This window comes from Chryseobacterium vaccae (assembly GCF_009602705.1).
GTDB classification, from domain to species: domain Bacteria; phylum Bacteroidota; class Bacteroidia; order Flavobacteriales; family Weeksellaceae; genus Chryseobacterium; species Chryseobacterium vaccae.
The window spans coordinates 4801137-4827894 of the sequence record NZ_VSWH01000001.1 but is presented as its reverse complement, the minus strand read 5'-3'; the positions used below and the strand labels follow the sequence as shown (position 1 = coordinate 4827894).

28 protein-coding genes are annotated in these 26758 nt (G+C 37.4%); 5 read left to right on the top strand and 23 right to left on the bottom strand.

Features of this window, described 5'->3' with window-relative positions:
* Nucleotides 1-263: 263 nt before the first annotated feature.
* Nucleotides 264-1565 (top strand): DEAD/DEAH box helicase, encoded by a 1302-nt coding sequence (locus tag FW768_RS22170; RefSeq protein WP_153399319.1) that lies wholly within the window; start codon nt 264-266, stop codon nt 1563-1565.
* A gap of 158 nt (nt 1566-1723) precedes the next feature.
* On the opposite strand, the gene FW768_RS22165 is transcribed toward FW768_RS22170, so the two are convergent.
* The 8 genes from FW768_RS22165 to FW768_RS22130 all read right to left on the bottom strand — a co-directional run bounded on the left by FW768_RS22165 (nt 1724) and on the right by FW768_RS22130 (nt 9155).
* Nucleotides 1724-2485 (bottom strand): TatD family hydrolase, encoded by a 762-nt coding sequence (locus FW768_RS22165; protein ID WP_153399317.1) that lies wholly within the window; start codon nt 2483-2485, stop codon nt 1724-1726.
* Between the two features lie 4 nt (nt 2486-2489).
* Entirely contained in the window at nt 2490-3017 is a 528-nt protein-coding gene (locus FW768_RS22160; RefSeq protein WP_153399315.1) for a DUF4269 domain-containing protein, read from the bottom strand.
* 34 nt (nt 3018-3051) lie between these two features.
* Nucleotides 3052-3393, bottom strand: coding sequence for a hypothetical protein (locus FW768_RS22155; protein WP_153399313.1), 342 nt, complete (start codon nt 3391-3393; stop codon nt 3052-3054).
* Nucleotides 3394-3399: 6 nt separating this feature from the next.
* Nucleotides 3400-4350: a GSCFA domain-containing protein gene (locus tag FW768_RS22150; RefSeq protein WP_153399311.1), complete on the bottom strand. Its 951-nt coding sequence runs from the start codon at nt 4348-4350 to the stop codon at nt 3400-3402.
* A 79-nt stretch (nt 4351-4429) separates the two neighbouring features.
* A complete protein-coding gene (locus FW768_RS22145; RefSeq protein ID WP_153399310.1) occupies nt 4430-5401 on the bottom strand; it encodes a polyprenyl synthetase family protein in 972 nt (323 codons plus the stop codon).
* A gap of 103 nt (nt 5402-5504) precedes the next feature.
* Nucleotides 5505-6647 (bottom strand): inorganic phosphate transporter, encoded by a 1143-nt coding sequence (locus tag FW768_RS22140; RefSeq protein ID WP_153399308.1) that lies wholly within the window; start codon nt 6645-6647, stop codon nt 5505-5507.
* A 20-nt stretch (nt 6648-6667) separates the two neighbouring features.
* Nucleotides 6668-7306: a DUF47 domain-containing protein gene (locus FW768_RS22135; RefSeq protein WP_153399306.1), complete on the bottom strand. Its 639-nt coding sequence runs from the start codon at nt 7304-7306 to the stop codon at nt 6668-6670.
* A 151-nt stretch (nt 7307-7457) separates the two neighbouring features.
* Nucleotides 7458-9155, bottom strand: a complete 1698-nt coding sequence (locus tag FW768_RS22130; RefSeq protein WP_153399304.1) for a DEAD/DEAH box helicase — start codon at nt 9153-9155, stop codon at nt 7458-7460.
* Between the two features lie 501 nt (nt 9156-9656).
* Here FW768_RS22130 and FW768_RS22125 point away from each other — a divergent pair.
* A complete protein-coding gene (locus tag FW768_RS22125; RefSeq protein WP_153399302.1) occupies nt 9657-10322 on the top strand; it encodes a DUF2461 domain-containing protein in 666 nt (221 codons plus the stop codon).
* 383 nt (nt 10323-10705) lie between these two features.
* Here the strand turns inward: FW768_RS22125 and FW768_RS22120 are convergent, their stop codons facing one another.
* The 11 genes from FW768_RS22120 to FW768_RS22070 all read right to left on the bottom strand — a co-directional run bounded on the left by FW768_RS22120 (nt 10706) and on the right by FW768_RS22070 (nt 21005).
* Complete coding sequence (locus tag FW768_RS22120; RefSeq protein WP_153399300.1) at nt 10706-11764, bottom strand: diphosphomevalonate/mevalonate 3,5-bisphosphate decarboxylase family protein; 1059 nt, start codon at nt 11762-11764, stop codon at nt 10706-10708.
* Nucleotides 11765-11924: 160 nt separating this feature from the next.
* Nucleotides 11925-13694 (bottom strand): AMP-dependent synthetase/ligase, encoded by a 1770-nt coding sequence (locus tag FW768_RS22115; RefSeq protein ID WP_153399298.1) that lies wholly within the window; start codon nt 13692-13694, stop codon nt 11925-11927.
* Nucleotides 13691-14704 carry an NAD-dependent epimerase/dehydratase family protein gene (locus FW768_RS22110; RefSeq protein ID WP_153399296.1) on the bottom strand — a complete coding sequence of 338 codons (1014 nt, stop codon included), beginning with the start codon at nt 14702-14704 and terminating at the stop codon, nt 13691-13693. Before FW768_RS22110 ends, FW768_RS22115 begins: the two co-directional genes overlap by 4 nt.
* A gap of 431 nt (nt 14705-15135) precedes the next feature.
* A complete protein-coding gene (locus tag FW768_RS22105; protein WP_153399295.1) occupies nt 15136-16140 on the bottom strand; it encodes an MvdD family ATP-grasp ribosomal peptide maturase in 1005 nt (334 codons plus the stop codon).
* Nucleotides 16133-17089 (bottom strand): MvdC/MvdD family ATP grasp protein, encoded by a 957-nt coding sequence (locus tag FW768_RS22100; protein WP_153399293.1) that lies wholly within the window; start codon nt 17087-17089, stop codon nt 16133-16135. Before FW768_RS22100 ends, FW768_RS22105 begins: the two co-directional genes overlap by 8 nt.
* 82 nt (nt 17090-17171) lie before the next feature.
* Nucleotides 17172-17402, bottom strand: a complete 231-nt coding sequence (locus tag FW768_RS22095; RefSeq protein WP_153399291.1) for a microviridin/marinostatin family tricyclic proteinase inhibitor — start codon at nt 17400-17402, stop codon at nt 17172-17174.
* Between the two features lie 18 nt (nt 17403-17420).
* Complete coding sequence (locus FW768_RS22090) at nt 17421-17651, bottom strand: microviridin/marinostatin family tricyclic proteinase inhibitor (protein ID WP_153399289.1); 231 nt, start codon at nt 17649-17651, stop codon at nt 17421-17423.
* 44 nt (nt 17652-17695) lie between these two features.
* Nucleotides 17696-17938, bottom strand: a complete 243-nt coding sequence (locus FW768_RS22085) for a microviridin/marinostatin family tricyclic proteinase inhibitor (protein ID WP_153399287.1) — start codon at nt 17936-17938, stop codon at nt 17696-17698.
* 115 nt (nt 17939-18053) lie between these two features.
* Nucleotides 18054-18833 carry an alpha/beta fold hydrolase gene (locus FW768_RS22080; protein ID WP_153399285.1) on the bottom strand — a complete coding sequence of 260 codons (780 nt, stop codon included), beginning with the start codon at nt 18831-18833 and terminating at the stop codon, nt 18054-18056.
* A 77-nt stretch (nt 18834-18910) separates the two neighbouring features.
* On the bottom strand, nt 18911-19630 hold the full coding sequence (locus tag FW768_RS22075) for a pyridoxine 5'-phosphate synthase (protein ID WP_153399283.1): 720 nt from the start codon (nt 19628-19630) through the stop codon (nt 18911-18913).
* Between the two features lie 106 nt (nt 19631-19736).
* On the bottom strand, nt 19737-21005 hold the full coding sequence (locus tag FW768_RS22070) for a mechanosensitive ion channel family protein (protein ID WP_153399281.1): 1269 nt from the start codon (nt 21003-21005) through the stop codon (nt 19737-19739).
* Nucleotides 21006-21127: 122 nt separating this feature from the next.
* Between FW768_RS22070 and FW768_RS22065 the strand changes: the two genes are divergently transcribed.
* On the top strand, nt 21128-21619 hold the full coding sequence (locus tag FW768_RS22065; protein ID WP_153399279.1) for a DUF456 domain-containing protein: 492 nt from the start codon (nt 21128-21130) through the stop codon (nt 21617-21619).
* 16 nt (nt 21620-21635) lie between these two features.
* On the top strand, nt 21636-22145 hold the full coding sequence (locus FW768_RS22060; protein WP_153399277.1) for a hypothetical protein: 510 nt from the start codon (nt 21636-21638) through the stop codon (nt 22143-22145).
* Here FW768_RS22060 and FW768_RS22055 read toward each other — a convergent pair.
* The 4 genes from FW768_RS22055 to FW768_RS22040 form a co-directional block, all read right to left on the bottom strand.
* A complete protein-coding gene (locus FW768_RS22055; RefSeq protein WP_153399275.1) occupies nt 22132-22773 on the bottom strand; it encodes a uracil-DNA glycosylase in 642 nt (213 codons plus the stop codon). The two genes, FW768_RS22060 and FW768_RS22055, sit on opposite strands and share 14 nt — an antisense overlap.
* A gap of 68 nt (nt 22774-22841) precedes the next feature.
* Nucleotides 22842-23270: a hypothetical protein gene (locus tag FW768_RS22050; RefSeq protein ID WP_153399273.1), complete on the bottom strand. Its 429-nt coding sequence runs from the start codon at nt 23268-23270 to the stop codon at nt 22842-22844.
* Nucleotides 23271-23447: 177 nt separating this feature from the next.
* Nucleotides 23448-23951, bottom strand: coding sequence for a GNAT family N-acetyltransferase (locus FW768_RS22045; RefSeq protein WP_153399271.1), 504 nt, complete (start codon nt 23949-23951; stop codon nt 23448-23450).
* A 54-nt stretch (nt 23952-24005) separates the two neighbouring features.
* A complete protein-coding gene (locus tag FW768_RS22040; RefSeq protein WP_153399269.1) occupies nt 24006-24500 on the bottom strand; it encodes a hypothetical protein in 495 nt (164 codons plus the stop codon).
* A gap of 70 nt (nt 24501-24570) precedes the next feature.
* Between FW768_RS22040 and FW768_RS22035 the strand changes: the two genes are divergently transcribed.
* Nucleotides 24571-26718, top strand: coding sequence for an endonuclease MutS2 (locus tag FW768_RS22035; protein ID WP_153399267.1), 2148 nt, complete (start codon nt 24571-24573; stop codon nt 26716-26718).
* Nucleotides 26719-26758 lie beyond the last annotated feature (40 nt).

Here is a 26758-nt window from a genome sequence, read left to right as displayed (position 1 = left end):
TAAAAGTTTTCTCAAAAATAATCTCTTTACTAGTATAAAATATTACGTAATTCCCATTAATAGTTACAGATTTACTATACAACAGTATTCCCACTCATTTTATCAAAAAAACAAATACTTTTAAAGCTGGTCTTGTTTTTTGTATATGCTCCTGCAACATCATAGGCAGTAAGATCAGATTCTTAATTTTTTTTAGACTACCTTTGCAGGATGTAATTCTTTCAGACTGAAGGAATTTTTATTTAAATTTTAAAATAATTCATTTGAATTTTACAGACCTTAATTTAATAGAACCTATTGCAAAAGCAATTCAGGAACAGGGATATACCAATCCCACTCCCATTCAGGAAAAGTCTATTCCTGAAATTTTAAAAGGCAGAGACTTTTTAGGATGTGCCCAGACAGGAACTGGAAAAACGGCTGCTTTTGCCATTCCTATCCTGCAGAATTTATCCAAAAACAAAACTTCAACCCACCATATAAAAGCCCTGATTTTAACGCCTACAAGAGAATTGGCAATACAAATCGAAGAAAATATCCATGCTTACGGGAAATACCTTCCTTTGAAGGAGCTTGTTATTTTCGGAGGAGTAAAACAGGGGAATCAGGAAGCTGCTCTGAAAAAAGGAGTTGATATTCTGGTTGCTACACCAGGAAGACTTCTTGACTTTATTGCTCAGGGAATTATCAGCTTAAAAAATCTTGAAATCTTTGTTTTAGACGAAGCTGACAGAATGCTGGACATGGGTTTTGTACATGATGTAAAAAGAATCATCAAACTTCTTCCACAGAAAAGACAGACTTTATTTTTCTCTGCAACCATGCCTTCTGAAATACAAAAGCTGGCAGATTCTATCCTGAACAATCCTGTAAAAGTGGAAGTAACTCCGGTTTCTTCTACTGCAGAAACCATCAAACAGTCTGTTTATTTTGTAGAAAAAGAAAATAAACTGAATCTTCTTACTCACATTTTAGAAAATGATATTTCAGACTCTGTATTGGTTTTTTCAAGAACGAAACATGGGGCTGATAAGATTGCAAGAAAGTTACAGAAAGACAAGATCTCGGCAGAGGCCATTCACGGGAATAAATCCCAAAATGCAAGACAAAATGCCTTAACCAACTTTAAGTCCGGAAAAACAAGGGTTCTGGTAGCCACAGACATCGCGGCAAGAGGGATTGATATTGACGAATTAAAGTTCGTCATCAACTTTGAGCTTTCAGATGTTTCCGAAACCTATGTACACCGAATCGGAAGGACCGGTAGAGCTGGCGCAGAAGGGAGTTCTATCTCTTTTGTAGACGGCCTTGACCTTCTTAATCTGAGAAATACTGAAAAACTGATTGGCAAGAAAATTCCGATTGTGAAAGACCACCCTTTCCATACGGATGACTTAGTGATTCAGAAGAGAGACTCCAATAATAAGCCTGTCTCTGCGGGTGCTGAAAAAGCTCCGAATCAAAGATCAGGAAGACCACAGGCTAAAAAGAAACCTACTACGGGAAGTACTCCTTCAGTTGGTTTTAAAAAGCCTAAGAATAAGAATTTTACCAGAAAGAAATAATTCAGGGATGGAAGCCGGAAGAATGAGGATGGAAGTTACTATTAGTCATATAATTACTGACTGGCCATTTTAAACTTCAGAATCTTTCGGAATTCATTTAAATAACAAAAAAATCTTCTCATATCCTGAGAAGATTTTTTATTTTATATCCAGATGTATTATTGAAAAATTTTCAACGCATTTTCTGTCGTTATTCTGTCTATTTCTGAAAAGTCAACTCCATAGATATCTACCAGCTTTCCTGCTACCAGATCCAGATAAGAGCTCTCATTTCTCTTTCCTCTGTGCGGAACCGGAGCCAGATAAGGAGAGTCTGTTTCCAGAACAATTTTCTCTAAAGGAATTTCATTTAAAAACTGATCGATCTTTCCATTTTTGAAGGTCACTACTCCACCGATTCCCAGTATAAAATTAAGATCAATGGCGTGTTTTGCCTGCTCGAGGTTTCCTGAAAAACAGTGAAAAATTCCACGAAGTTTCGGGTGCTTTTTTCTTTCCAGAACTTCAAATGTTTCATCAAAGCTTTCTCTGGTGTGAATGACGATCGGAAGATCCATTTCTATAGCCCAGTCAATTTGCTGCTCAAAGGCTTTTATCTGAATATCCAATGTTGCTTTATCCCAGTAAAGATCAATTCCTATTTCTCCGATCGCCGGAAAATGTCTTTGATCCAGATAATTTCTAACAATTTCAAGTTCTTTTTCCCAGTATTCAGGCTTTACATAGCATGGATGAAGCCCCATCATGGAAATAATCTGCCCGGGATATTCTGCTTCCAGCCGGAGCATTTTTTCATGGGATTCAGAATCGATGGCAGGAAGATAAAACTTTGTAATTCCTTTGTCCAAAGCCCTCTGAATGGTTTCTTTTCTGTCTTCATCAAATTCTCCTGCATATAAATGAGTATGTGTATCAATCATTATTTTAAAATTTCAACAGATCTTTATAGGGATTTTCCAAACCCAGCAGCATTCCGAATGCGGGCTCTGTTTTGATTCCCTGTTTCTTAAGTTCTATTATTTTTTGTTTAAATTCTTCTCCTTTATCTCTTAATATTCTGTATTCAGCCATCATGTGACGGTAAGCATTCTGTGCCAGAGACGGTTTATTCTGACCGAAAATTTCAATAGGAAACTCTTCCAGCATAAAGTTCAGAACGATGCTTTTTTCTCCGTTAATCAAGATGTTTTCAACCTTTACTTCAGCATCTGGGGGAATTAACCGACTGAACATGATATCATCCAGAAAATCTTCCTCAAACCGGAGATCCACTTCACAGATAATATCAAGATCACTACTTTCAATATCAATCCCGATCGGAACGGTTCCCGCCAACACCGGAGAATAGGGTTTCAGCTTGGGAAAAACCTGATATTTTGTAAGAACTTCATAGGCTCTTTGCTGTCTTTCATTCCCATCTTTCAGATATTCAATGCCGGTGAAATCAATCATCTTACTATTTTTTAATCTTTTCAGTTGTGAACGTCTAAATTACAACTTCCTTTACAGTTTGTGCTGTACTAAAATGATTCAGAACTTCCTGGGTAATGTCTTTTCCTCCCTTAAAATTGCTATACAATGAAGAGATACTGTAAATAGGTCCGAAAGGGAATCCCCACCATCCAAAAACAAATGTCAGTAAAGAATATTTCCAGCTGTATTTCACAGAAACATCATCACTTTTAATAAAATAAATATCACTCCCTCTTTTAAAAGTCATGATAATAATAGAAATGGTATACTGAAAATGGACAAACCTGGCCCCTCTCTGCAGCTCATGATTAATCTGTTCATGGGTTAAGCCCTCCATATTTTTAATAGCGGCCATAGTTTTTTAAAATATGTTATGTTTAACTTTATTTCTCTGGTTATTAATTCTCTGATCCAATTTTTCCCTGAACTCAATAAACTTCGGATCTTTCGTATCGGTGGTTTTATGCTCCAAAGCTTTCATGATCTTAAAGTTTTCTTTGATAAAATCCCTGGTTTCTTCAGAGAAATAAGAATCACCAAATTTTTCAAAAATATAGTTAACCGCCTGGGAGCTCGGATGAATCATGTCTTCTTTATAAAAACGGTAATCCCTGAGGTCATCCATTAAAATTTCATACACCGGCAGATAATGGCAGTCTTCAAACATGGAAATAGACTCATGTATTGCCGTAATCAGCTTGGATTTACTTAACTGGTTTTCAACCATACCGTCTTTGGTATGTCTCACCGGCGAAACACTGAACAGAATCTGTACTCCTTCTTTACAGATATCTTTAAGATCTAAAATCGTATTGTAAATGGCATGGGTGAGTTCCTGATGAGAAAGCAGTCTTTTTTCGAAAAACTTCTGCGGAATCTTGTGACAGTTGGCCACTAACTGCTTCTTAGGAATAAATTCATAAATAAATGAAGTTCCGTATGTCACAATAATCCAGTCTGCTTCCTGAAGAAATGCATTTCCGGTCTCAATAGCACCGTTGATTTTTTCCAGCGTCTGATGAATATACCGGGTATCAAAACTTGTATGATGATCCAGCGAAATATACTCCTCATTATAAGTAATCAGGTCTTCTTCCTCGTAAAATGCAGATTCATGGAGCACCCGCACTTCCTTATAGATGGAAAAAGGATTGAAGATGGTTCCAAAAGGATTATTAAGGGTCTGAAGTTGTCCCTGCTGCAACAATTCCGACATTTCCGAGGCAAAACACGACCCTATTGAAAATATCTTATCTTCAATTCCAATCTTTTTTTCTGATCCGGGGATGCTGACTTCTGTTCTGAATTTCATTGTATAAATTTCAGGCTGCAGGCTATAGGTTGCAGGTAATCTCTGCTACCCGTAAGCTGTCTCTACTACCTCTCTCTCTTTAGCTTTCTCTTCTTAAAAGGTAATTGGCCAGTTCTATGAAAGGTTTTTTCTTTTCTTCAGGAATATTGATCTTCTCTAAATAGCTTTGGCCGATCTCGTTGTGCTTTTCAATCAGACGAAGGGCTTTTTCATCTACCTTAGTTCTTCTGAAGATCTTTTCAACTCCGTATACTTTGTCTATATTATCGGTTTTCTTGCCATACCAATAGTCCAGTTCTTTTCTTTCTTCTTCTGTAGCATGTTCTCTTGCCAAAAGATAAAGAACAGTTTTCTTGTTTTCGTAAATATCTCCTGCATGTTTCTTACCAAACTGAGCCTGATCTCCGAATACATCAAGATAATCATCCATAATCTGGAAAGCGATACCGATATGTTTTCCGAAATTGAAAATCGCTTTGGCATCTTTAAAATTAGCTCTAGCAATCAACGCTCCGATTTCAAAAGAAGAAGCACTTAAAACTCCGGTTTTATAGGTGATCATTCTGATATAGTCATCAAAAGTTACATTTTCCTGAGTTTCAAAATTGATATCATATTGCTGCCCTTCACATAATAAAAGTCCGGTATGGGTAAAAATCCGGATACAGGCTTTGAAAATTTCAGGTTCAAGATCTTCAAAGAATTTATAAGCTTTAAGCATCAGCCCGTCTCCGGAAAGAATTCCTACATTAATTCCGTGTAAAGTATGAATCGTAGGCTTGTTCCTTCTTAAAGGTGCCTCATCCATGATATCGTCATGGATCAGGGTGAAATTATGGAAAAATTCTATAGCCAGTGCTGGTTTTACAGCCTGCTTGAGATCTCCACCGAATAAGTCGCAAGCCATCAGAACCATAATAGGACGAAGACGCTTTCCACCGTGAGAAATGATATAATTCATAGGATCATACAATTCCGCAGGTTTGTCTTTGAAAGTATACTTATTGATGGCATCAGCAACGATCTGCTGGTATCTGTCTAAAAATTCCATAAAATCTTATAATTTGAACAAAAATACGATTTTTCGGGGCTTTATAAAACAAAAAACTTTGCCCAAAAGGACAAAGTTTTGTATAGATATTTAATTTTTAATCTTAAGACAAGAATGTTACCAAAAGATAGGTTATTCCTGCAACAATCGCAGAGATTGGGATTGTAAGTACCCAAGCCCAAAGAAGGCTCACGGTGATTCCCCATCTTACGGCAGAAATTCTCTTCGTTAACCCTACCCCGATAATAGAACCTGTAATAGTGTGCGTTGTAGACACAGGAATACCGAAGTGGTCTGTAATGAATAAGGTGATTGCTCCTGCAGTTTCAGCACTTACCCCTTCCAGTGAAGTTACTTTGGTAATTTTGGTTCCCATTGTTTTGATGATCTTCCATCCTCCACTCATGGTACCTAAACCAATAGCAAGGAATGAAACCAAAGGAACCCAAAGGTAATGTTCTGCAAAATAATCGAAACGTCCTGCAGAAGGTATGTTAAGATATACAGGATCGTGAAGCATTTCAACATGATAGAAAATCAATGCCGCTCCAATGATTCCCATTACTTTCTGAGCATCATTCAGACCGTGCCCTAAACTGAACAGTGCTGAAGAAGCCAGCTGTAGTCTTTTGAAAGACTGGTCTGCCTTGTGCGGGTTTGATCTTTTATAAAGGTGAACGATAATTAATGTAATAATGATTGAGATAATCATCCCTATGATCGGTGCCATGAAAATGAACAGGAAGATAGGAATTACTTTATCAAATTTCACAACACTCTGATGAGTTACCTGGCTGAAAGCTTCTTTTATGGTTCCCCATAACCCAAGATCCGGCTGTGCTGCGGCAACATCGTGGTAATCCATCATGAAAGCATGCATCAGAGCTGCTCCCAGGAATCCACCGATCAAAGTATGTGACGATGAAGAAGGGATCCCGAACCACCAGGTTAACAGGTTCCATGCAATAGCTGCCACAAGACCTGAAAAGATCACTTCAAGATTGATAAAATTCTCGTTGACGGTTTTGGCAATTGTATTACCAATTTTAAATTCTCCAATGATATAAGCAGCAATAAAGAAGGCTGCAAAGTTCCAAAGCGCCGCCCAAAGTACCGCCTGGAATGGAGTTAAAACTTTTGTAGAAACTATAGTTGCAATTGAGTTGGCTGCATCGTGAAAACCGTTGATGTAGTCAAAGATCAGCGCCAGAGCAATAATAACTATAAGTAAAATAGGAAATTCCATTTCTGTCAGTTATATTGTTTTTAGGCGTATTTAATCATGATGTTCTCAATCGTGTTGGCAACATCCTCCGCTTTGTCAGTTACTACCTCAAGATAATTAAGTACTGATGAAACTTTGATAATGTTGATTGCATCGTTTGTTTCGAACAGCTCCACCATTGAGTTGGAAAGAAGGTCGTCTGCGATGTTCTCGATAGAGTTTACTTTGATACAAGCCTCTTTTACCTGATCCATGTTTTTGAAGCCTTTAAGGTTCTTCATGGCGTTCTGGATTTCAAGACATGCTTTGTGAATCAGCAGGGAGAAATCAGAATACGCTTTCATCTCAGGAGATTTATATAAGAAAATGTATTTGGTGGAAGCGTAGATATAATCGGCAATATCATCAAGACCGGTAGCCAGGGTGTGGATATCTTCACGGTCAAACGGTGTAATGAAGTTTTTTCCTAGTTCAACGAAGATCTCGTGGGTAAGTTCATCATTTTTGTGTTCATAGTCGCTCATTTTCTTCAACATTGTATCGTCATTAAGATCGAAATCTTTGATACCGTTGTTAAAGTCTTCAGACATTGCAACTAGGTTTTCAGTTACTTTTTCAAAAAGTACAAAGAAAATTTTATCTTTTGGTTGAAAAGCGTGGAAAATATTACCAATTCCCATTTTTAAGTATTTATAATTCGTGTGCAAATTTCTTAAAAAAGGATTGTACCTGAAACAATATGACATTAAGTTTTGTTAACATTCGATTAACCTCTGATTATCAAATAAAAAAACCGGCTGTAAGGCCGGTTTTATATGATTTTAAAGTGCTTTAGTTTGCTACTTCAGCTCTCATTTCTTTTCCTTTAAATTTCATTGAAGGAATATTGCTCATCACATTGTCTTTGAATGATTTTTCAACTTCAAAGAAAGAGAATTTCTCCAGGATTTCAATGTCACCGATTTCAGCTCTTTTTTTGCTTTTTCCAGCGGTAGCTTTATTGATGATATCTAATACATCAAGTTTTTTCAGGTGATCTTTTTTCCCTAAGTTGAAGAAGAATCTTACCATGTTTTCATCTTTTCTTCTAGGTTTTCCGCCACGGTCTCTGCTATCTCTGCTTCCTCTGTCACGGTCTCTTCCTCTGTCACGATCTCTATCGCGTCCTCTGTCTCTTCTTGAATAATCATCATCTCTGCTGCTCAGTTTCTGTTCAACAAGGTCATGTTTATCTTTGTAATAAAGAGCAAGATCTTTCAGCTGGAACTGTAATAACTTGTGTACTAATTCCTCTTTAGAGAATGCACTCAGATCCGGAATTAAGCTGTCATCAAACTCGAAAATATCTTCTTCGTGTTCTGTAAATAACTTTTCAAAAACACCACCTACCTGAGCTTTGATGATATCATTACCGGTTGGTATTGTTTTCTCAACGATTTCAATTTTCGTTGCAGATTTAATTTGCTTCAGTTTTCTGCTTTCTTCAGGCTTGATCAATGCCATAGAAACCCCATCTTTCCCTGCTCTACCGGTTCTTCCGCTTCTGTGAACGAATACTTCCGGATCATCTGGTAAAGAATAATGGATAACGTGTGTTAAAGAGTTTACATCAAGTCCTCTTGCTGCTACGTCTGTCGCTACAAGAATATCAATATTTTTCAGTCTGAATTTCTTCATTACTGTATCTCTCTGTGCCTGGGAAAGATCTCCGTGAAGGGCATCTGCTGCATATCCGTTCTGCATTAAGAAATCGGCAACCTCCTGAGTCTCCATTCTTGTTCTGCAGAAAAGAATAGAATACTGGTTAGGGTTGGCATCAATTAATCTCTTAAGAGCTTCTTTTTTCTGACGGTATCCTACAACATAATATTCATGCTTAATGTTCTTTTTAACCTCGTTAATAGAACCTACAGAAATACGGTGTGGATTAGTAAGATAGTTTTTAGAAATTCTCTCCACTTCTTTATTCATCGTAGCCGAGAATAAGAAAGTCTGCTTAGTTTCCGGTGTTTCACTTAAAATTGTTTCCAACTCATCTTTGAAACCCATTGACAGCATTTCATCAGCTTCATCTAAAACCAGCCAATGAATAGCAGAAAAATCAAGTGCTTTTCTGTTGATAAGGTCGATTACTCTTCCCGGAGTTCCCACAATAATCTGTGGTTTATCCTTTAAAGAACGAATCTGATCCATAATACTGCTTCCACCGTAAACCGCTGTGGTTTTGATGTCTTTCATGTACTTGGAGTAATTTTTTATGTCTTTAGAAATCTGAAGACATAATTCCCGTGTCGGACAAAGCACCAATAATTGGATTTTGCGACTCGTATCGTCAATCATATCCAAAATCGGAAGCGAAAACGCTGCTGTTTTGCCTGTCCCTGTCTGCGCAAGTGCGATCAAATCGCGAATATCTGAAAGAATAAAAGGGATAGTCTGTTTTTGGATTTCTGTCGGGCTCTCATAGCCCAGTTCGCCAATTGCCTTAAGGATGTCAGGACTTAAATTGGTCTCCGTAAATAAATTCATTAAATATTTTAAAATTTTTGCAAAGATACAATAAATATTTGATTTGTTTTTGAATAAAGTTTTAAATATCTAAACTTAAATTCAGAATCTTTTAATATATTTTTAATTTTTAAAAAATTAAATCTAAAAAAAGAAGACTTTAATTAAAAACATGTTAAACATTATTTTTTTTATTAAATTGGATTGATTTTTTCTGGATTATTTATGAATTTTCAAAAATAGGACCATGAAACGCAAATTTTTCTTTTCAATTCCCTTGTTTCCGGCGTTTGAAATATTTGCATAAACAACCTCTTATCCGGCAGCTCAGCGTCTGTTTTAACACCAGAAAGTAAAGAAAAAAAATTTCCATACTGTTTTTCTGATGATGTACCGTCGCCAAAGTATTTTCTTTGTTTTATTCTGTATTAAAAGCTTCCAATCCCGATCTTCCTGAAGCATTGAGATATGAATAGTTTTATGTAAATTTGGGTAAAACAACGATAAATTAAATCCAAAAATATGTCAGTCAGCATTTCTCCCCAAACATTTGATTTTTTAAATAAATTAACGAAAAATAACAACCGCGAATGGTTTAATGAAAATAAAAACCTTTATACCGAATCCCAGGGAAATGTTGTTGATTTTCTTGATGAACTGATCAAAGAAATGTCCGGATTTGATGAAGAACTTGGTAAAATTGATGCTAAAAAATCCTTGTTCCGTATTTACAGAGACACCCGTTTTTCTAAAGACAAAGCTCCTTATAAGACTAATTTTGGGGCTTCGTTAGGAATGGGAAAAGGGAGCCAGAAAGGAGGATATTATCTTCATCTTGAACCCGGCAAATCCTTTTTAGCCGGAGGAATCTATATGCCTGAGTCATCTGTTCTTAAAGAGGTACGAAAAGAAATTTCTTTATACGGCGAAGATTTCCTGAAGATCCTCCATAATAAAGAATTTAAAAAACATTTCCCTGAACTGGATCAGGATGATAAACTGAAAAAGGTTCCTCAGGGATTTGAAAAGGAAGATCCAATGGCGGAATATTTAAAGCTTAAAAATTACATCGTTGTATATTCTCTGAAGGATGAAGATGTTTTAAATAAAAGCGCTGTAAAAAACCTGGCAAAGATATTTAAAGTAATGAAGCCTTTTAATGATTTTCTGAATGCACCCTTTTTATAAGGATTAATGGTTGGAAAACACCAAGACGCAAGGGTTTTGGCCTGTTATTACACTTTTAAGGCATAACAAAATCCAAGATTTTCTGCAAATAATTCTCACCCTTACTAAAAAAAGGTTCCCACAGATTACACGGATTTCCCAGAAAAAGATCTGTGTCATCTGCCAAATCTGCGAGAAAAAACATTTAACAGGTTTACAGTTGTTTACATGGTAATAAAAACCTTATAGGTTGGTGGCTGCATTTTTCAAAAGATATTAAGAAAGTTTAATTCCTCCCGACATATTAATCAAAAAGACATGCTTTTTAAGCACATTTTATTCAAAAAAATCAGCAGAAAAGTGATTTTCTGCTGATTTTAAATATTGGGTTTATGATTTTTCGGTTAAAACTTCATTATATCCTTCACTACTCCATTTTTTTGGGTATGCTGTAACAGTTCTTCTTCTATAAATATTTTGATCTTTTCTTCCGAGCCGTCATTCGGGAATAATAGATGTACGTTGGCTCCTGCATCCAGTGTAAAGAATAAATGCAGACCGGTTTCTCTTCTGAAATCCCAGATTTTATTGATGACTTCAAGCGTTCCGGTTTTCATCAGGATAAAGGCAGGATCACTCATCATCATCATCGCATGAAGGGTAAGCGCTTCATGTTCTACCAATTTGATAAACTGCTCCATGTTTCCACTTTTCAGGATTTCCTTCATGGGAACAAAGTTTTCTCTGGCTTCCTGAAATCTTCTTTCAGCGTAAGGGTTGGTTTTCATCAGCCCATGTCCTACTGTTGAAGAAACACTCTTCTGCCCTTCATGGATCAACAGAACCCAGTCGTTGAAGTTTTTAAATGTGTCATGAATATCACTATCCGGGTATTTTACAGCAAACAGATCCGAGCTTCCGTTTACCTCATCAGAAGTTCCCCATACAACAAGTCCGTTATACAGGCTTCGGCAGGCACTTCCACTTCCTAAACGAGCCAGAAAAGAAGCTTTTTTCAAAGATTCTTCTTCAGAAAATGCTCCGGAAAAAGTTTCATCCAACTTCATCAGACATTTTGCAATCGCTCCGAATCCTGAAGCAGAACTCGCAATTCCTGAACTGTGAGGAAATGTATTTTCTGTTCTGATGATGTATTTTCCTTTCAGAATCCATGGAAGATACTGTTCAATATTCCTGAAATATTTTTCTATTTTTTCTGCAAATTTCAGTTCTTCATTTCCCGCCAGAAAGGTCTGTACAGAGAAAGGCTCACCTGCCTGAAATTCCATTGAAGTATTGGTCTTACAATGATTCAATGTATAACTGATACTGGGATTAGCCGGTATTTGATTCTCGTATTTCCCCCAGTACTTGATCAGGGCAATATTGGACGGGCAGCTCTCTGAAACCGTTTGTGTATGTATGGTAAAATCCTGTTTTCCCAGAAATTCTTGTGTTGTCATAATCTGATTTAAATGATAAAACATTGTTATCTTAAAAAGCTTTTTTAACACTTAAGTTTTTTAAGTTACCAGCGAACTGTATATCTAAGGTCACTTAAGTTATAAAAATTAAAATTTTTAGCTTTTACATTTACTCTTTAGGACTCCGCCTGTTTTATTATTAATACATTTTTTCTATAATATCTGCGTATTTTTTAAGCACTACATTTCTTTTGACTTTTAGGGTAGGAGTAATTTCTCCGGTATTGATGTCAAATTCTGCCGGCATTAAAGTAAATTTTTTCACCTTTTCGAAATCCGCCAGATGACTTTGCAATTCTTTAAGCTTTTCTTTATAAAGGCTGTTGATTTTATCATTTTTCACTGCTTCCTCCCAGCTGCTGAACGGAATATTGTTTTTCTTCATATAATCCTGAAGGAATTCAAAATTCGGAACAATCAGGGCGGAAACAAATTGTCTTCCTTCTGCAACCAGCATGATCTGCTGGATAAAATTATTGTTCGTCAGAAGGTTTTCAATCTGCTGCGGAGCGATGTATTTACCGTTTGATGTTTTCATCAAGTCTTTGATCCTGTCTGTAATGATCAGGTTCCCTTTTTCATCAAATTTCCCGGCATCCCCGGTTTTAAACCATCCGTCTTCTGTAAATACTTTCTGTGTTTCTTCCGGCTTATTGTAATAGCCTTTCATGATCCCGTTTCCTTTTGCCTGAATCTCATCACTTTCTCCGATACGGATCTCCACTCCCGGAAGCGGTTTTCCGCTGGTGGCATGTTCAAAATGGGTTAAAGGGAAAAGCGTCAGGGTTGCTGTGGTTTCAGTCAATCCGTATCCTACCGTCACGTGAATACCTACTGATTCAAAGAATTTTGTAACTTCCGGTGAAAGCGATGCTCCTCCGCATGGCAGAAACCAAAGTCTTCCACCCATTTTCTCCTTGATTTTACTGAAAACCAAAGCATCAGCCACTGACTCTTTCAGTTTTAATCCAAAAGGAATTGGTTTTTCATTTCTTCTCAATTCAGCGGTCTGCCATCCTGTTTTCAGGGCCCAGTCGAAAATTTTCTTTTTCATTGAAGCGCCTTCTTCTGCCTTTTCCAGCACCCCGGCATATACTTTCTGGAAGAACCGCGGCACTGCACACATCATCGTCGGTTTTACTTCTTCCAGTGCTTTTGCTATATTCTTTGGGTCTTCAAGAAAATACACTCTTGCCCCTCCATACAGACAAAGTAAACTCCAGCTTCTCTCAAAAACGTGGCTCAGCGGAAGAAATGCCAAAGACAGCTCTTCCTCAAAGTTTTTAAATTTAAAGAATTCAAAATGAGAATCAAAAGCTTTAATAAAATTTCCGTGGGTAAGCATAACTCCTTTTGGCGTTCCGGTAGTTCCCGAAGTATAGATCAGCGTAGCCGTATCATCATACTCCTTCTTGCAGATCTCCAGTTTAGGTGAGGTTTTAGCAATAAAGTCTTCAAGGTAAAAACTGTTGAATTCTTTTTTGATCCACACCGCTTTTTTGGATACAATAATAGTTTCAAGGCTGTTATTTTCTTTCTGAAGCAGTTCCAGACACGCATCATACTGAGCCTGATTTCCCGTGAGAACAGCTTTAGCTCCGGAATCGTTGATGATATATTCTGCCTGTTCGGCATTATTGGTGGAATAAACAGGAACGGTAACAGCACCAATCGCCATTGAAGCAAGATCAAAGATCATCCATTCAGAAGAGTTGTCTGAATAAATAGCCACTCTGTCATTCTCCTGAATCCCGGCATTTTTCAGTGCATTAGCTGTTTTAAAAACGATTTCACCGAGCTTTTTCCAGCTCAGCTCTTTCCAGTTTTCTTCTTTCTTTTTAAAGCCGATTGCCGATTTTACAGGATGTTTTTCTACATTTTTAAGGATAATTGCCTCTGCAAGATTCATTGAGTCAGCTTTTTGTCGTTAATATAATTTTTAAGATGGAAATCAATACTTTCTTCTACAGAAATAAACTGATAATCCAGCCTGTCTTTAATTTTTTGATTGGAAATGGTATTGAGGGATGAGATCGATTCTATGTTTGATCTGGTAATCATTCTCAGTTTGGGAATAAGCCATCCGAATAGAATATTGGCAGCCCTTCCGATATTCAGCTGGGATCTTGTAAGAATTCTGGCTTCTTTGAGTCCCAGTTTTGATCTGATCTGTTTTCCAAGATCAGCATATCTTTTATTGTCAGAAATAAGGATAAAGCGCTCTCCGAAAACATTTCTATCCATCAATTCTATAGAAATTTTAGCTGCATCTCTTACATCCACATAACTGGTTCCTCCGGAAAATGTAAAGCTGTTTTTTTCAAAAGTAGGAAAAATATCCCCGCTGCTCTGTCCCCAGTTCCCGCTCCCTATGATCATTCCGGGATTTACGATCACGGTATTCAAACCTTCTGCGGATGCTCTCCACACTTCCATTTCAGCAAGATGTTTGGAAATTCCATAAGCGGAATGCTCTTCTTTGGGATTGAAATCTGAACTTTCATCCAGCTCTCCTTTTTCATTGTATGTATCTAAAACAGCAATTGTGCTCACATGCAGGAATTTTCTGACTTCCGAACCCTCACACGCATACAGCAGGTTTTCTGTACCTTTTACATTGGTATGGTACATTTCTTTATCGTCTTTCGGATCAAATCCTACTTTTGCGGCACAATGATAGACCTCATCTATGTCCTTCAATGCATCCTGCAGGGAATCCTGATCATCAAAATCTACATCCACCCACTCAATCTTATTGAAAAAGCCTTCAGGATCTTCCGTATAAAAACTGTAAGAATGTCTTACATCGTTTAAATTGCTGCCCGGTCTTTTGGAAGCTCGTACGTTTCTTCCCTTTTTAAGAAGCTCTAAAACGATGATCCTTCCCAGGATTCCGGTTGCACCCGTTACAAAAACCATTAATTATTCTACTTGATTGCTGACTAAAATATGACAATATTTTCTCTCTGGCAATTCTCCATTGTATCATTAGAAATTTCTGAAAAATTGCTTCTGCAAATTTGCGATTTTTAAAGCAGAATTCTGCTTAATTTATAAAATATTTGGGATTCTGAATGGAAAATATAGTTACAAACATCATAGTTTTTGAAAACCGATAACGTTTTAATTTATCACGCAAACATCTGCAAATCTGCAAGAGAATTTCTTACGCTCGCAGATCGGGCAGATGACGCGGATCTTTTTGATTTATATATTTTTTGTTGAGGTTTACGCAAAGTTTCTTGTGAATGGTTTAATTCTGTAAACTTAATTTCTTTTTACAAACTAAAGGGCGCTATTTTTTCACCTACTCCGTAGATGTAATATTTCCAACAAAAATCTGCTTTTCATTAAACTAAGACCATATTATTTCTTCTTGGAGCTTTATCGCAAAGGACATCAGCGATACTTTTTGAGATAAGATGTCCTTCCGTAAGATTATCCAGCCAGAAAAATTCACCGGCAGCATTGATTTCAATAAAGTAATATTCATCCTCCGGCGAAACGATAATATCGATAGCGCCATAATCCACGTTATAAACGTCCAGTAGTTCCAGGATCTTCGCTTCAATATCAGCAGGTAATTCTGTTCTCTCCCATTTTTTGATGAGATTCACCCCGTCTTTTCGCCAGTCTATTTTGGCTTCTTCAGACTGTTGGGAATCGATTTCAAAAGTATATACATCTCGGCCCACAACAGTTACACGGAGTTCTTTTTTCTTTTCAATTTTCTTTTGAAACTGCATCGGGCAGTACAGAAGCGAATCCAGTTCATCAAGTTTATCTTCGCTGACTACATTGGTGAACACCACACATTCTACTCCGTCTTCATAAATAGCAAAACCGGTCTGCATTTTAGCAACTACATTCTGATGTTTCAGGATGAATTTTTTGGCTTCTTCAGGATTGTTTGTGATGCAGGATTCAGGAATTTTAAGCCCTATTTTATCAGCAATTTTAAGCTGTTCTTCTTTACTGTCTAACCTCCTGTAAACACTTGGTTTTCCAAGAGCATAAGTATCTATAGATTCCAGGAATCCGAAAAGCGTGTTGCGGATCTCTCCCATCGCTGCTCCAAAGAATTTAGGGTCCATTTCTTCTCTAAGCCCGTGCCCCATATTATATGCCCTTCTGTACCATACAGCAGCAATATCGTCCAGACGGTATTTAGCATCCGGTGTTTCAAGAATACTTACCCATTCACCATCCTGAAAAGAAGTTGTGAGTTTGTTTTGAAGCGGATAAAGGTCAACATCAAAGCGGATGACTTCACAGCCGTTCTTTTCTATGTATTCTGTTACTTTTTCAATGGAGAAATTATCTGCGGTATGGGTAATGATTAAAATTTTATTCATGGGTATAGATTCTTTTTATAAGGTTGTCGGCAATTCTTTCTGCTATGGGGAAACCCAGCTCTTTTTGCAGCATTCCCCATTCTCCCTGAGGGTTTACTTCCAGGAAATAATATTCCCCGTCTTTTCCTTTGATCATATCAATAGCTCCGATATAAAGCCCCATTTCTTCCATCATGGAAACCAATCCTGTTTTGATATGCTGCGGCAGGTCATAAGCTGACCAGAACTGACCTTCATGGGCAATTCTCCAATCGGCATGTTCACTGTTATTGATCTTTCCGGTAAAAAAATCACCGGCGATATATACGATACGCAGCTCATACTCTTTGTCGATATACGGCTGAAAGATCATGGGACAGTAAGCTATATCAGAAATATGATCCAGCGTTGTTTCATCAATGATCATGGTTGAGATCAAAGTTTCCCCGCTCATGGATTTTGAGGTCAGGCTATGAAGCTTGGCTACTGCTTTTCCTTCACAACAGGTATGAAAAAAAGAAAGTATTTTCTCTTCATCATTAGAAAAAATGGTTTTAGGAATAGTTAAGCCGTTTTTTTCGGCAAGTTTCAGCTGAAGCATTTTATTTCCGTCGATTTTCCGTTCATTTTCATAAGGGTTAATCCATGGAACATCTTCCAGCACAGTAATAAGGTTATAGCGGATATTTTCATACCCTTTAAGGAATATTTTCTCGTAGTCTTTATCCAGTTCTTCAGGAGCCTTTATTCCCCAGGCTTTTCTGTGCCACACTCCTTTTATTTCATTAGAATGAATGGTATTTCCATTTTCATCAGTCAGCTCAAATGAATCTTCAGTGACGTTTATTTTCTGAAGGTGGTTCATCCTGTCCGAATTCAGTCTGAAATAAGGAATATTCTTAGAGGCAAGATATTCAGAAAAGATATCGATATTATAAAAATCCTGTGAATGGGTAATGCAGAGAATCATTTGCCGGTTTTATTAAAAAAGGAAACTTAGTGGTAAGTTTCCTTTGATATGATTGTATTAACGTTAGTATTTCATGTCATTATTAAAGCGGAACTGTAGGTGAATCATCATCTCCGTCTGAAGGATACTTCAGCGTGTGAGCCATATCATCTTTCGGGGATGTAGCGGTATCTAATGAAGGCTTTGTGATTCCATCTTTTTCAGGGATGGTGATAATTCCTGTTCCACCACCTTTTACAGTTTCAGGGTCTGCAACCTGCTTTTCAAGAAAGGATGCAAAAAACGGTTTCTTTTTTGAATTTTTGTTTTTCATAATAATTGAATTTGGGGGTTAAAAGTTTCCAGCTTCATCGCTGTCGGATGGATACTTCTTGGTCTCGATATAGTCTTGTTTTGGAGTTGTCATATTATCGAGAATAGGCGACGTACTTCCGTCTGTAGCAGGGTGAGTGATCACATCTGTATCAGGAGTTGTTCCTCCTCCCTGTATTTTTTCAGGATCATGAATCTGCTTTTCCAGAAATGAAGCAAAAAACGGTTTCTTAGAGTTGTTCTTTTTCATAGTATTTTAGTTTGGTTGGTTAATAAAATTCTTAGGCCTTGTGGTTACAGATAATCCAGCTCTCCGGCTTCATCGCTGTCGGAAGGATGTTTCATCGTAACAATGTTGTCCTTATAGGGAAGGGTAACACTGTCAAGGGTAACTGATGTAACCTGATCTCTTGCCGGAAGAGTAATAATATCCGATGAAGGATCTGATAATCCTCCTCCCTGAATTTTTTCCGGATCTTGAATTTGTTTCTCTAAAAACGAAGCAAAGAACGGTTTTTTTGAGTTTTTCTTTTCCATAAGTTAATATTTTTAGTTTTTCTCTAAAACTAAAATACAAAAATTTCATTACCTGGGGAAATATTATCTTATTTTAAGAAAATTTTAACTAAAATATAAAACACAGAGAATCAATTTAATCCAAACCTAAAAATTGCTTAACAACTATTGCAAAATCAACAGGATTTTCAGCCTGAACCCAATGTCCTGCATTTTTTACAGTGACAATCCTGGCTTTTGGAAACTGCTGTTTAATACCGTATTCATCCTGTGGCAGGATATAGTTTGATTTTTCTCCTGCAATAAATAAAGCATCACCTTCAAACACACCAAATTTTATAGCATTTGAAACAAATTCGTTATATTTTTCAGAAAGTGTTTTAAGATTGAATCTCCAGTTCAGCTTTTTATTATCATCCCAATACAGGTTTTTCGCCAGGAACTGAATTGTTGATTTTTCAGGAATATATTGGGTAAGAACAGCTTCTACATCACCTCTTGATCCAACGATATCAAAATCCACGGTTTCCAATGCCTTAATGATTCCCTGATGATGTGGAGGGTATGCTTTAGGGGAAATATCTACGACAATCAGCTTTTCTACTCTTTCAGGATATTTTATAGCGAACTGCATTACTGCTTTCCCACCTAACGAATGTCCTAAAACATGGGCTTTCTGAATTCCGTAATGATCCATATAGCGGGCAATGTCATCCGCAAGATCATCATGGGACATCTGGTCTGAGTGAAAACTTCTGCCGTGATTTCTAAGGTCGATCAGGTGTACCGGAAGGTATTCTCCCAGGTCTTTCCCGAAGGTCCCCCAGTTATCAAGCATTCCAAACAATCCGTGGAATACAAGAAGAGGTGTTGTTGTTAAATTTTCACCGAATATTTTTGAGTTTAAGGTTTCCATTTTTTAGGAATTAAAATTTTAAAGATTAATAATCAGAAAGGAAAAAGGCCAGATATTCATCCGGCCTGATTTGTCTTTTACCATTTGGCCAGTCTCTTCAGATAAGCCTGGACTGTATTTTCAAGTCCCATATACAAAGCTTCCGAAATAAGGGCGTGACCGATTGATACTTCGAGCAGATTGGGAACATGGTCTGCAAAATATTTTAAGTTTTCAAGACTAAGGTCATGCCCGGCATTGATTCCTAATCCATGTTCTGCTGCTACAACAGCAGTATCATAATAAGGTTTTACAGCCTGCTCTTTATTGGAAAGGTAATTTTTTGCGTAGGCTTCCGTGTACAGCTCAATTCTGTCTGCACCTGTTTTCGCAGCGTATTCTACCAGTTCCGGCATTGGATCAAGGAAAATTGAGGTACGGATTCCTGCATTTTTAAATTCAGCAATGATCTCCGTAAGCAAATCTAAGTGTTTTTTAGTATCCCATCCTGCATTGGAAGTGATGGCATCATCAGCATCAGGAACCAGTGTTACCTGTTCCGGCTTTACATCAAGCACCATATCAATAAAATGACGGTGCGGATTTCCTTCAATATTGAATTCTGTAGTTACCAAAGGTTTCAGATCGTAGACATCTTTTCTTGTTATATGTCTTTCGTCAGGTCTTGGATGGATGGTAATCCCCTGTCCTCCGAATTCCTGGATTTTAACCGCTGCCTCTGTTACACTTGGCGTATCGCCTCCTCTGGCATTTCTTAATGTTGCGATTTTATTGATGTTTACGCTTAATTTTGTCATATCTTTTTGGAAGTTGGAGATTAAATTCAGAACCGGGCAGTTACTCAATTCTCTATTTATTCTCTTATTTATTATCTATGTTGCAGGGATTAACCCTCTGTTTTTATTACACCTTTACACTCACCTGCATCACCTGCAGATCAAATTCTTTTGAGGCCACCAGCAGATGGTCGAAAATGTCAGCCTGGATCTGTTCAAAATGTTCCCATTTCGAATCATTTGCAAAACAGTATACTTCGAGAGGCAGCCCCTGTGGTGTAATATCCAGCTGGCGGACCATTTTAGCCCCGTTTTTATCAATGTCAGGGTCGTTTTCTATATATTTCTGGGCATAATATCTGAAAACCCCGATATTGGTAAGCTGCCTGCCGTTGATCGTTTTATCACTGTGCTTCAGACTTTCTTTTTCTTTTTTAATCTCCTGGGTTTTCTCGTCAATATAATCCGAGATCAGGTTGATTTCTTTCAGACGCTCAATATCTTCCTCTGTTAAAAATTTAAAGGAATTAATATTAAAGTAAATCGATTTTTTGATTCTCCTGGTATTTGACTCAGACATGATCTGCAAATTTTTGATCTCTGTGGTCAACAGGTCATAGGTAGGTATGGTAGAAACGGTCTTATCAAAATTGGTGATCTTTGTGGTCAGAAGACTTATTTCCGTAATATTTCCTTCGATGCTGTATTTCGGAATGCTTACCCAGTCCCCTACCTTCAGGTTTTTAGATGTCGCTACGTGTATGCCGGTTACAAATCCTAAAATAGTATCCCTGAAAACCAATACCAATACAGCGGTTATTGCCCCCAGACTTCCTACAATAGTTGTTCCTTTGATTCCGAAGATTACACAGATTCCAACTACGGAGAAGACAAAAATTCCTAAAATCTTTACAGTTTCCGAAATTGCATTCAGCGCCATGATCTTGTAGAAATCCTGCTTAATGGTAAAGTAGTTTCTGAAACCGGTTAATGAACGGTACAGCATTCCCGCAAGAATGAGCACCAGTCCTAAATTGACAGACCTGTTGATAAATGTGGTTGTCTTGGGCAGTGCGGTAGCCGGAAATATGGAAGGATGTATAGCTCCCACAACAAGAAGAGCGGCAAAATGAGCTACGGAATTTGTAATTTTAGACTGATAGATCGATCGTATCACCGGATATTTATCATCATTCCGGAAAAACCTGAAAATAAAATTGATAGTGAATTTAAAAATAAAATCCACAACTAAAAAAACAGCGCAAAGCAATGCCAGTTTCACAATAATATGAATCACCCAATCCAAACCGGCAGGGGTTACCTGACTGATATAGATGTAAAGCTGGTCGCTGATTTCCTGCAAAAAATTTTTGGTATCCTGAATTTCGTCTTTCATTACAGCAAATTTATAAAATTAAGAAGGATCATGTTACAATTCCCAATCAATTTTCATCCCAAATTCTTAAAATACTTCTGTAAATCTTCTTTTTTCCTATCTTGCATTTATATTTTTAAAGAATGGATACTACCTTAATTAACCTTCTATGCCTTATTTTATTGGTTCTGGGGATACTTGGAACTTTTCTTCCGATCCTTCCCGGACTTCTACTGAGCATTTGTGGGCTTCTGATTTATAAGTTCGGAACAGACTCTGATCTTCCCATGATTTATGTGTGGGCATTCGGAATTCTTACGGCAGCATCTGCAGTTTTAAGCTATGTGATTCCGGCCAGAACCAACAGAAAATACGGAGGTACACGCTGGGGAAGTATTGGCTCTATCATTGGAACCATTGTTGGATTATTCATTCCTATCCCTTTAGGCTTCCTGATTGGAATGTTTGCAGGTGTTTTTATCGGGGAACTGCTTCACGACAGCAAAGATATGAAAAAGGCCTTACAGTCAACCAAAGGAGCTTTTGTAGGATTTATTTACGGAACCGGTTTTAGTTTCGTAGTAGGTGTGGCAATGTTTTTGGTAGTAGTGTTAGATATGCTCGATATTATTTAAAATTAAAAAAGAGATTATGTTCCAGAAAGCCATCATATTAACCCTGGGAATGCTTGCCTTAGCCGGATGCAATGCCCAGAAGAAAGACAAAATTCCACCCAAAACAACAGAAACAAAAATGTCTGATCCTTCAGGAACCCAGCCTAAAGAACAGAAAGGGATTGTTTACCTGAATGAAGGGGAAAATAAATTTCTGGATGAATACCAGATGAATGTTACTTTTAAAGGAATTTCTGAAGACAGCCGCTGTCCTGAAGGGGTAAACTGCATCTGGGCCGGAGCTGCCGTAGCACAGGTGGAAGCAATGCTAACTACTTCCAGACCTATGGTTCTGAATCTGGCCACTTTAAATCATCCGGGGAAAAATTATCATCAGTCGGAAGTATTCAACGGATATGTGATTACGCTTGAAGAGGTAACGCCATATCCTAAATCTCAGGATGGAGCCAGGGCTCTTTCCGGAAAATACAGGATCGGCATCAGTATTAAAAAAGCAGACGAAACTTCAGTGCCTACCAAGAAATAGGCTTCTTTCCTTTTGACACCAGATATTCGTTGATTTTTGAAAAGGGTTTGCTTCCAAAAAATCCTCTGTGAACAGAAAACGGTGACGGATGCGCCGATTTTAAAATAAAATGCTTAGCCGGATCAATAAGTTCGGCTTTTTTTTGTGCAAAAGCACCCCAGAGTACAAAGACCACATTTTCTTTTTTGTCTGAGATCTCTTTGATCACAAAATCGGTGAACTTTTCCCATCCCAGATCTTTATGAGAGTTCGGAGTATGGGCTCGAACCGTTAAAGTGGCATTCAGAAGAAGAACTCCCTGTTTGCCCCAATCGTCCAGTTCTTTAGATGTTCTCACCACTCCAAGGTCATCTTTCAATTCGATGAAAATATTTTTAAGGGATGGCGGTGCCGTTACCTGTTCAGAAACAGAAAAACACAGACCATTGGCCTGATAATCATTATGATAAGGATCCTGCCCGATAATGACCACTTCAACATCATCAAAAGGAGTGATTTCCAGTGCTCTGAAAATCTGATCTTTCGGTGGAAATACCTTTGTGGCGGCATATTCCTGTTTTACTTTTTCCCAAAGGGTTTTAAAATATTCTGTATTTTTTATCGGGGCTAAAACTTCTGTCCAGGTCATGTGGGGAATTTGTGAATTTGAAAATGAGTTAATTTGAAAATTGGCGGGCGGTTATCAATTTTATTTTATTATTTATTACAATAATCGTATACTTTGTCCTTTGCTAAAATGATATGATTGATTATTCCTTTTCCGTAGTCGAAATAGACCTGTCTTTTTGCTACAATACTTGATCCTCCCAGGTTTTTATTCACCATCTGCACAGGAACAGGTGAATTGTTATCAAGAATCATCAGGGTCATGCTCCCGCCATCGGCAAGTTCAGTCTGATCGTATTTATCGTGTATCTCCGGATTATATTTTTCATCACAGCTGATCTCGGCAATATTACGGTTAACAATCTGGCTGTGCGGTTTAAATGCAGCGGCATTTACAGGAAGATCACAGACAATCACATGTTTATCTTTGTCATAGGTTCCTTTTTCCACTCCGAAATATTCATCCATATCTTCATCTTTTACATCCAAATAAACTTTGAAAACGGCCTGATTGCTCATGATATTATTTTTGTTATACCACATAAAACCTGCAGGACAACAAAGAAAACAAGTACCAAAATAACAATAACGGTTAAAAACTTCTTCATGGTTTATCTGATAAAAGTTCAAATATAAATTAAAAAACAGGCAATATCAAATTTTTGAATAAATCATAGAATGCAGTGTTTACATCATTTAATTTCTCAGACTAAAAACAAGGTTGTGAGGAAGTCCTTCATCTATTCTGCCTTCCATTAAAGTAAAGCCATGTTTTACAAGAAGGCCTTTCGAATTTTCATTATGCTTATTGGTCATTGCCAGAATTTCCTGAAAATGCAGGTCATTAAAAGCAACATTTAAAACGGCTTTCAATGCTTCCGACATGATTCCCTGCCTGTGATATTCCGGTAATAATTCATAACCGACTTCTGCCACAGTTCTGTCTTCAGAAAAATTCCAGAGACAAATTGTTCCGATCAGATTCGGTTGATCTTTTAGAGAAATCCCCCTATAAAATGTCTGATTGTTTTGAGTTCTCTCTTTAATGGTTAAAATAAACTGCAGGGCATCATAATTATTTTTCGGAGAATTTCTCTGAACAAATTGATTGGTGATTTCGTTGCTTCGGATTTTCAAAATATCTTCAACGCAGCTTTCGTTGATTTCTTTTAATTGTAATCTTTCAGTTTCCAGTTTCATTAATTCTGATCTAAATTTTTAGCTATATGATTAAATTTTTTCCAAGATCTTCAATTAATGAAGATCTCTGACTTTTGCTAAAGTCTTTTCAAGTCTGTCATAATCACCTTTCTGTCCAAAATTATCCGTTGAGGCTTTTGTTCCGATGATCATATTCTGGTTACAGCTAAAACATATTTTGGCTATCCCGCTTATTTTTCCCTCTTTTTTAAAGATTAACACATCTCTGTAAATAGGGGTACATTTCGAATAAATGTTATCAGAGGTAGTTTTTTCTCTAAAAACTTCATTGATTTCATCAAAATCTGATGGATTAATAATAAATTTTTTAAAACCAATTTTGTCCATATCATTCAGAAATTTCATATCCCTCAGGTTCTCCGGTGTATTTCCTGACAGCAATCCATTTGACAATCCATCTGGCGTTAATTGCTGAATACCGCTATGGTAATAATCAATTTCATCATATTCAAAAAATTTTTTTACAGTTGATTTTTTACAGCTTACAGCAAAGAAAAATAAAAACAGGAAAAACAGAGTTCTTTTCATAATTGAGGCAATATAAAGATGTATAAATAAAAGTAATCAAATTTTTTAAATTTCTCACTAAATTTGCAGTGTGTATATAGATAAAGAAGATTTAAACGAATTAGAGTTTCCGCAATTGCTCGCGGAAATCTCTCCATTTGCGTATTCTCCGAAAACGAGAGAAAAAATTCTTCAACTTCGTCCGATGGAAATTGACGAGGCGGAACTTTCATTGAAAAAAACGTCGGAATATCTTTCGAGTTTTGAAAGTTCAAATGCAATTCCGTTCGATGAATATGAAGATATTGAAAGTGAGCTGAAGCTCATGCTGATCGAGAATTATCGCCTGGAAAACAGTGCTTTCATCAAAATAAAAACCATCACGGAACAGATCGGAAAACTACAGAAGTTTTTCCCGACAATGCCCGAAACCTTCCCTAATTTAATGGAGGAAGCTTCTGTTCTGGAGTTCAGAAAAGAGATCATTGATAAGGTAGATAAGGTCTTTAACCGTTTTGGGGAAGTGAAAAGTGAAGCCTCTCCTATTTTAAAGGAACTGAGAACGGAAATCCAGCATGCTAAAAAAGCAATTCAGGAAAATTTCAACCGGGCCCTGTTCAATTACGGGCAGAGTGAATTTCTGGATGACATCCGCGAAAGTATTATTGAAGATCAAAGGGTTTTAGCAGTAAAGTCCGGATTTAAGAAAAGGGTTCCGGGAAGAGTTCTGGGAATTTCAAAAACGGGATCCATTACGTATATCCAGCCGGACAGTGTTGTGAAACATTATTTCAAGCTGCGCGAAAACGAAGAGGAAGAGAAAAAGGAAATTGACAAGATCCTTAGAAAACTTACTGCAGAACTGGCGGAATTCCAGCCTCAGCTCTGGAGATATCAGATGTATATTTTTGATCTTGACCTTACGAGAGCTAAAGCCAAGTTTGGTGAACTGGTGAACGGAATTCTTCCGAAGATTAACCGCCATAAAACGTTAAGGCTGAAAGATGCTTACCATCCTTTATTGTGGCTGAGAAATAAACAGGAAAAAAAGACGATCCATCCTCAGACCCTTGCCCTTACTGAACATAACCGAATCATCTGTATCTCAGGACCGAATGCCGGGGGGAAATCAATTACCCTGAAAACAGTGGGGCTGCTTCAGCTAATGATTCAGAGTGGTATTCTTGTTCCGGTACATCCGAGATCAGAAATGTTTTTCTTTGATAAGATCATGACGGATATCGGGGATAATCAATCCATCGAAAATCATCTGTCTACCTATTCTTCCAGACTGAAAAAGATGTCAGGAATCATTCGTGAAGCGGATGCAGAAACCCTGCTTCTTATTGATGAATTCGGAACAGGTTCGGATCCTGAATTGGGAGGAGCGCTGGCTGAAAGTTTCATGGAATATTTCTACGACAAGAAGAGTTTCGCTATTATTACCACGCACTATACGAATATCAAACTGGTGATTGAACAGCTTCCGAATGCTCAAAATGCTGCCATGCTTTTCAATGAAGAAACACTGGAACCGATGTATAAGCTGGAAGTGGGACAGGCAGGAAGCTCCTTTACTTTTGAAGTGGCAGAGAAGAACAGAATTCCAAGATTTATCATTCATGCTGCCAAGAAAAAGGTAGAGCATGATATCGTTAACCTGGATAAAACGATTGTAAAACTGCAGCAGGAAAAGTTTGAGGTTGAAAAACTGAAGTCTGATCTTGCTGAAAGAAAAGAATCTGTTGAAGATAAACGGGACAACCTTCAGAAGCTGAACGACCAGCTACAGCAGAAACTGTTCAATTTCCAGAAACTGTATGAAGAGGAACACCGCAAGCTTCAGTTTGGAAATAAGATTGAAACTTTCATCGACAGCTATACGAAAGGAAAATCCAGAAAAGACGTGGTGAAAGATTTCGTTAAATTGCTGGAACAGGAGAAATTCAGAAAGATTGGAGCAGATAAAGATGAATCAAAGCGTTTACAGGTTGTGAAAAGAAAGATCACCCAGCAGCTTAAAAAGGAAGAGGTTATCGAAAAGATTGCTGAAACTAATGAAAAGCTTGAGGAACAACGTAAAAGCGACCGTGCCATCTGGCTGAAAGTAGGACAGCGTGTACGAATCACTGGAAGTACCAGTGTAGGAACGATTGAGAAAATTTCCAGAAATAAAGTAATCGTAAACTACGGAACTTTTAAAACCACGATTGATTCAGAGGAACTGGAAAGAATTTAATGAGGAGAATCCTTGCCAAGATAAAGAACAGCACTGAATT